This window comes from Micromonospora sp. WMMB482 (assembly GCF_019038635.1).
GTDB lineage: Bacteria > Actinomycetota > Actinomycetes > Mycobacteriales > Micromonosporaceae > Micromonospora > Micromonospora marina.
Genome location: NZ_JAHOPD010000022.1, coordinates 1 through 5,953 on the forward strand (window position 1 = coordinate 1; position 5,953 = coordinate 5,953).

A 5,953-nucleotide genomic window follows, 5' to 3' on the forward strand; every position below is an offset into this window, starting at 1 on the left:
GAACGCCGCGGGTGGACACGCGCCGGGCGCTGGCAGCACTCTCGGCAGCGACGATGCTCGTCGCCGGCTGCGCCCGTCAGCCGCGTGACCCCAGCCGTCCCCGAGCCGACCTCCACCGTCCGGCTGGGCACTGTCGCGCGCGCCGAGCGGGCTCGCGTCTGACCGTGACCGCCACTGTCGACCGCGTCATCACCGGCACCGCCTCGTGGTGCGCGACGTCGACTTCACCGACGGGACGCTGCTGGTGCTGTCCCGCCGGTCCGGACATCCCGGAACCGCCGCAGTTGGTGACCGTGGTCGGCACGGTCGTCGACTTCTCTCGTACCGGACCTGTCCGGCCGCTATGAGCTCGGGCCCTCCGGCCCCTATCGGGATTTCGAGGGCGGCCGGGCGCTCGTCGCCGGGGACGTGACCGTGTGGTAATGACCGTCAGCTGTCGAGTCGGTCGCGCAGGTCGTCGACCTGCTGCTGGAGTCGGTCCACCGCGCTTTCGTTGTTGAGGAACGTGGTGATGCCCGCACCGAGCGCCAGTCCGAGCAGCAGGGCGATCACACTGAGCACGAGGCCACCGATTGCCACGCCCCGGCCGGTCACCCCGGTCGGGCGGCCATCTTGAGCCCTGCGATGCCCAGGACGATGCCGACGATGGCGAGCACCACGCCGATCCAGGCGAGGATGGCGGTGAGCACGCTGAACAGGGCGGCCACGCCGAACACGAGCGCGAGAGCGGCGGCTGTGCTGGTCTTGGCCGCCGTACCGGTTCGGCCGGCGCGGGTGACGACGCGCCTGTTCCTCGGGGGCTCGCTGGACGCGGTCATGGCACTCCTCCGGGTGAGTACGCCGTGCGGCGCGACTCGTGCCCGCGCCTTCCCCGGTTTCGGCGACTCATGCTTCCCGGTGCACGGTCCTGCGGGTGATGTCGGGCAGATGTTCCGGCAACGCCACGGAACGCAGGTCGGCCAGTACGTCGTCCAGGAGGCGGGTGATCCGCGGCTGGTCACGTCCCGCCCGCCGGACGTCGTCGTCACCGCGCGACCGCGAGGAAGCCGTCGAAGTCCTGCGTCCGCGCCCGTACGCGTGGTGTGCCGTCGGGATCGTCGACGAGCATGCGGTGACCGGGCCGGCCGGCCAGGGGCGCAGCAGGTCGTGCATCTCCTGGACGCTGCGGACCGCGGTGGTGGTGTCGTTGATCCCGGGTGACAGGGCCCGCTCGGCGATGTCGGTCAGCTGGCGGAACCCGAACCCGACGTCCTGGCCCAGGTCCGTTCGACGCCGAGGCTCACCGCGACGCACGCCCGCGCCTCCGGCACGGCCGCAGGGAAGGGCACCGCCGGACAGCGGATGGACCGCGATCAGCGGCTGCCCGGCCACCACGAAGTCGCCCGGCGCGGGCAGGACCGACAGGGCGCAGTCGTGTTCGCGGGCCAGCGCGGCGAGCCGGTCGAGGTCGACGTGCTCGACCATGCGGGCTGCACCGCGGTGATCACCTGCACCGGCGGTGGCAGCGGCGTGACGGGCGCGGCGGCCGGGCCGACCGGATACTGCTCCTCGATCACGCGGCGGGACTGGGCGCCGACCGCCGCGATGATGTGCGAGACCCGCATGACCGTGGTGACGTGGTGCAGGTAGTAGACGAACAGCCCGCTGCTGGCGAACACGAGCGTCATCGTCACGGCGAGCGACAGATCGGGCAGCCGGGCGTCGGCGTCGACGTCGGCCGGCAGCGCCGCCAGCACCACCATGGCGAACAGCGCGGTCGCCAGGAAGGTGCCCAGCGCGACCTGGGTGATCCGGTCCTGACAGGAAGGTCCGCAGCACCCGGGGCGAGTACTGGCTGCTGGCGAGTTGTACGGCCACCACGGTGATGGAGAAGACCAGCGCGGTGAACGAGATCATCGCGGTGATGATCGACGGGACGACAGCAGCGACCGTGCCCGGCCACGCTGCTGGGCAGGATCCCGCCGGTCGGCAGGCCCAGTCGCAGCTCGGCCACCGACAGGCCGAGGGCCAGCAGCACGGCCCCGGCGGCGAACGCCGCCGGCACCAGCCACGAATCCCGACCACACCGCCGCCAGGCGGGACCGGAGGGTACGCGAGCGCGCTCATCCCGCAGTAGTCCCCTGCGCGTGCCTTTTGCATGCCTGCCGACGGGTCTGTTTCCTGAAGGGAGACCTCGAACGGACGCACGAAGGGGGTGGGCCGGGACTCGGCACGCTGATCATGAAGAGCCGACACATCACGGCATCCGTCACCTGCGCCGCCCTGCTGGTGCTCGCGGCCGCCGGCTGCGCCGACGGCCGGGAACCGGAGCCGACCTCACCCGGCCCGAGTCACACGGTGCCCTCGGACCTCGCCGCCGGGAAACGCCGGCGGTCTCCGACGACCGGCGAGGCGTCCACGCCCGCGCCGACCACGGCGGCGCCCTCGGCGACCCCGTCGCCGCCGAGCACCGCCGACGCCGACGTACGGGACGCCCTGCGACGCGGCGACACCGGCGACCGGTTCAGGCGCTGCAGAAGCGGCTGGACCGGCTCGGATATTGGGTCGGCGAAACCGACGGCACCTTCGGCTGCTCACCGAGCGAGCGGTGTACGCGCTCTCAGAAGGCGGCCGGCTGCGCCCCGACGGGATCGTCGGCGCGAAGACCCGGGCCGCGCTCGACGACGGGAGGCGCCGGACGCCCGCAGCACCGGCGGCCACCTCGCCGAGGTGGACCTGGAACGGCAAACTGTGATGATCGTCGACGACGGCGAGGTGAGTCGGATCTTCAACACCTCGACCGGCACGTTCGAGCGTTACAAACCCACCAGGGGAGACCTACCTGCGGACACCCCGCGCGGCAGGTGGACCATCGACTGGCAGGTCGACTGCTGGCGCGACGGCCGCTCGGCCGGCTTGTACCGGCCGAAGTACTTCCAGGAGCAGGGGATCGCGATCCACGGCTACACCAGTGTCCCGCGTATCCGGCGTCGCACGGGTGTTTGCGGGTGACGCGCCCCGGCGATGGACTGGCTGTGGGCGCAGGACGTGCTGCCGAAGAAGACCCGGGTCTGGGTGTACTGAACGCACACCGCGCCGTACCCGTTGCCCGCGCGAGGTTGTCGGACGCCTGATCCTGACATTCCCGGCAATAGGGTGCGAAACGCCCTTAGGGTGGCGGCATGGACGCGCTCGTCGAGCAGTTCTTCAGCACGCTGCAGGCGAGGACGCCGCAGGGTTTGCGCAGCCCCCGGTCGACGGGGTGCTCCGGGTCGATCTCTACACCGGGGAGCACAACCGAACACTGGTGGTGTACGATGAAGGCGGGCAAGCCGCTCGCCGCCCCGGCTACGCCGACGCGGACACGGTCTGGCGCAGTGACGCCGAGCTGTTCGAGAAGCTGGTGACGGGTGAGTCCCAGCCGGTGGCCGCGTTGCTGCGCAACGACGCCACGTTGAGCGGCGACGTGACCCTGTTCCTGGCGTTCGGCGGTTCTTCCCGCCGTCGCCGCACGCGCGTGACCCTCGGACCGTGGATGCGGTGGAACCGGAGACGCCGGCGTGAAGGAATTGATCAGCATCCTGGACGGCAAACACGTTCCTGTTGTCCGACCGGCGCGGTGACATCGAGCCGTCGCTGGACTAACCGACCGGGCTCTTCTCCTTCGACACGCGATTCCTGTCCACCTGGGTGCTGACGCTGGACGGGGAGCGACTGAACGCGCTGTCGGTGGACGAGGAGACTCGTACGACACCACGTACTTCCTCGTGCCGGGTGCGCCCCAGCCACTACATCGACGCGAAGATCTCCGTACCTGCGCTACCGGGCCATCAACGGCAGCTTCGAGGAGACGCTGACCGTCGTGCTCAACCACAACCACCTCGACCGTCGAACTGACGCTGCGGATCGACATAGGCACCGACTTTCGCCGACCTGTTCGAGATCAAGACGCGCAGCGCAAGCCCGGCGGCGCCAACCCGATGGTGGCACGCGAAGAACCTCCAGCCGGCGTCACCGGCGACTACCTGGCGGATACGGCCTCACCCCGGCCACCGACCCGGCCGACCGATCAGCGCAGCTTACGCCCGGAACTACTCCGCAGCGCTGGTCGCGCCCTGGCTGTGGAACGCGGAGAAGAAGGTCTTCCTCTCCACCGAGGACGACCAGTCGCTCGCCGCCAAGGCCGACTACGTCGCGGCCAAGGGCCTCGGCGGCGTGATGATCTGGGAACTCGCCGGCGACTACGCCTACGACTCCGCCAAGGGCCAGTACGGCATGGCGACACGCGTGACCACGCTGCTCTACGACCGGCTGAAGGCCGCACCGCGTACGGCGCCGCAAGGCGGGCATCACCATGCCCACCCGGAGCTGGACGTGGCGGTCGGCATGGGGGCTTCGCGCTCGGCGACAACAACTACCCGATCAACCCCGAGCTGCGGCTGACCAACAACACCGGCGCACCGATCCCGGCCGGCGCGCACCTCGAGTTCGACTATCCACCACCACCCCGGCCACACTCAGCCAGCAGTCCGGCTGGGCGCTCACCACCGTCACCACCGGCCACACCGGCAGCAACGTGGGCGGACTGAAGGGCGACCACAACCGGGTACGCCTCACCGTACCGGCCGCGATCGCCCCCGGCTCGTACGCCGAGGTGACGCTCAACTATCAGTCCTCCCGATCTCCGGCCCGGCCAACTTCACACTCGCGTTCGGCGGCCAGACGTACGCGCTGGCCGGGGACTGGGCACGCGGTGGCGAGGTGGTCACGCCGTCGCCCAGCCCGAGCGGTTCCGTCCCGCCCGGCGGGAGCACCTGTACCGCGCCGGCCTGGTCGGCGGCCACCGCGTACTCCGGCGGTGCAACCGTCTCGCACGCCGGGCGGACCTGAGCGCGAAGTGGTGGACCCAGGGCGAGACGGCCGGGCAGCGCCGCGGTCTGGCCGACCAGGGTGCCTGCACGGGCTCCCCGACGCCGACCGCCTCCCCGGGACGCCCCCGGCTCGCCGTGTCACCCACCGGTGGCGCTGTGCCGCGCCGGCCTGGGCCGCGGGCACCCGCGTACCCCGGAGGCGCTGTGGTGTCCCACGGCGGACACCGGTGGACCTCGCGGTGGTGGACCCAGGGAGACGTGCCCGGGAGCAACACCAGGGCTGTGGACCGACAACGGGCCCTGCTGAACCCGATCCCGGTGCCGCCGGCGGAACCCCGCCGGCGGCACCGGCCGTTCACACGCCGAGCGCCCTAGGCTGCCGGCTGTGGAACGGCTGGCACGGCGGACTCGGCGTACGCGATGCGGTGGTCATCGGTCTGGGCTCGATGCTCGGCGAGGGCGTGTTCGTCGTCTTCGCCCCGGCCGCCGCGGCGGCCGCGGCACCGGCCTGCTCGTCGCGCTGGCGGTCGCCGGCTTTGGTCGCCTACTGCAACGCGACCAGCTCGGCCCGGCTCGCCGTCCGCTACCCCGAGTCCGGCGGCACCTACGTCTACGGCCGGGAACGGCTGCACCCGTTCGCCGGTTTCCTCGCCGGCTGGGGATTCGTGGTGGGCAAGACCGAGCGAGCTGCGCGCGGCGATGGCGCTGACCGTCGGGGCGTACCTTTGGCCGGGGCGGGCGCGGCTCGTCGCGGTCCTCGCGGTGACGGCGGTGACGGCGGTGAACCGCGCGGCATCGGCAAGACCGCCACCGCCACCCGGGTTCTCGTCGCGGTGGTGCTGACGGTGCTCGCCGTCGTCCGCGTCGACCGGCGCGCCGCAGGTGGCCGCCGACCGGCTCACCGGCCCGGCCGGCATCGGCGCGGCCGGCGTACTGACCGCCGCCGGGCTGCTGTTCTTCGCCTTCGCCGGGTACGCGCGGATCGCCACGCTGGGCGAGGAGGTACGCGACCCGGAGCGCACCGTCCCCCGGGCGGTGCCGCTCGCGCTCGGCGCGGTGCTGGCGATCTGACCTGACGCTGGCGGTGGTGGCGCTCGGCGTGC

Annotated in this window: 12 protein-coding genes and 5 pseudogenes; 11 read left to right on the forward strand and 6 right to left on the reverse strand. The window is 71.9% G+C overall.

All coding sequences use genetic code 11. From position 1 onward, the window contains the following. Positions 1-429: 429 nt before the first annotated feature. From KSK32_RS34305 to KSK32_RS32305, 6 genes and pseudogenes are all read right to left on the reverse strand, one after another. Positions 430-561, reverse strand: a complete 132-nt coding sequence (locus KSK32_RS34305) for a hypothetical protein (RefSeq protein ID WP_256451642.1) — start codon at positions 559-561, stop codon at positions 430-432. Positions 562-590: 29 nt separating this feature from the next. After that, the gene (locus tag KSK32_RS33775) at positions 591-818 is read right to left on the reverse strand and encodes a hypothetical protein (RefSeq protein WP_254188914.1); all 228 of its coding nucleotides are present in this window, start codon (positions 816-818) and stop codon (positions 591-593) included. Between the two features lie 67 nt (positions 819-885). Then, a complete protein-coding gene (locus tag KSK32_RS33780; protein WP_254188915.1) occupies positions 886-1,464 on the reverse strand; it encodes a DUF2254 family protein in 579 nt (192 codons plus the stop codon). Then, positions 1,353-1,790 carry a DUF2254 family protein gene (locus KSK32_RS33785; RefSeq protein WP_308163824.1) on the reverse strand — a complete coding sequence of 146 codons (438 nt, stop codon included), beginning with the start codon at positions 1,788-1,790 and terminating at the stop codon, positions 1,353-1,355. The genes KSK32_RS33780 and KSK32_RS33785 overlap by 112 nt, the downstream gene beginning before the upstream one ends. A 67-nt stretch (positions 1,791-1,857) precedes the next feature. After that, positions 1,858-2,139, reverse strand: a pseudogene (locus KSK32_RS35040) (hypothetical protein); the annotation flags it as partial. A 191-nt stretch (positions 2,140-2,330) separates the two neighbouring features. Next, entirely contained in the window at positions 2,331-2,492 is a 162-nt protein-coding gene (locus tag KSK32_RS32305) for a hypothetical protein (protein WP_216936553.1), read from the reverse strand. 95 nt (positions 2,493-2,587) lie between these two features. On the opposite strand from KSK32_RS32305, the gene KSK32_RS32310 reads away from it, so the two are divergent. From KSK32_RS32310 to KSK32_RS34715, 11 genes and pseudogenes are all read left to right on the forward strand, one after another. Then, positions 2,588-2,734, forward strand: a complete 147-nt coding sequence (locus KSK32_RS32310; RefSeq protein WP_216936554.1) for a hypothetical protein — start codon at positions 2,588-2,590, stop codon at positions 2,732-2,734. Beyond that, a complete protein-coding gene (locus KSK32_RS32315; protein WP_216936556.1) occupies positions 2,734-2,991 on the forward strand; it encodes a hypothetical protein in 258 nt (85 codons plus the stop codon). The genes KSK32_RS32310 and KSK32_RS32315 overlap by 1 nt, the downstream gene beginning before the upstream one ends. 250 nt (positions 2,992-3,241) lie before the next feature. Further along, positions 3,242-3,676: a hypothetical protein gene (locus KSK32_RS33790; RefSeq protein ID WP_308163821.1), complete on the forward strand. Its 435-nt coding sequence runs from the start codon at positions 3,242-3,244 to the stop codon at positions 3,674-3,676. Continuing rightward, entirely contained in the window at positions 3,670-3,876 is a 207-nt protein-coding gene (locus KSK32_RS33795; RefSeq protein WP_308163822.1) for a hypothetical protein, read from the forward strand. Before KSK32_RS33790 ends, KSK32_RS33795 begins: the two co-directional genes overlap by 7 nt. Before the next feature lie 222 nt (positions 3,877-4,098). Then, positions 4,099-4,161: pseudogene (locus tag KSK32_RS35045) on the forward strand (hypothetical protein); the annotation flags it as partial. A 33-nt stretch (positions 4,162-4,194) separates the two neighbouring features. Beyond that, positions 4,195-4,422: a hypothetical protein gene (locus KSK32_RS33805; protein WP_254188917.1), complete on the forward strand. Its 228-nt coding sequence runs from the start codon at positions 4,195-4,197 to the stop codon at positions 4,420-4,422. After that, positions 4,419-4,588 (forward strand): annotated as a pseudogene (locus KSK32_RS35050) (chitinase C-terminal domain-containing protein); the annotation flags it as partial. The gene KSK32_RS33805 and the pseudogene KSK32_RS35050, both read left to right, overlap by 4 nt. Before the next feature lie 71 nt (positions 4,589-4,659). Continuing rightward, positions 4,660-4,869 carry a chitinase C-terminal domain-containing protein gene (locus KSK32_RS34710; protein WP_308163826.1) on the forward strand — a complete coding sequence of 70 codons (210 nt, stop codon included), beginning with the start codon at positions 4,660-4,662 and terminating at the stop codon, positions 4,867-4,869. A 188-nt stretch (positions 4,870-5,057) separates the two neighbouring features. Further along, positions 5,058-5,225, forward strand: coding sequence for a hypothetical protein (locus KSK32_RS35055; RefSeq protein WP_374226761.1), 168 nt, complete (start codon positions 5,058-5,060; stop codon positions 5,223-5,225). Between the two features lie 71 nt (positions 5,226-5,296). Continuing rightward, positions 5,297-5,458, forward strand: a pseudogene (locus tag KSK32_RS33815) (amino acid permease); the annotation flags it as partial. A 310-nt stretch (positions 5,459-5,768) separates the two neighbouring features. Further along, positions 5,769-5,953 (forward strand): annotated as a pseudogene (locus tag KSK32_RS34715) (amino acid permease); the annotation flags it as partial.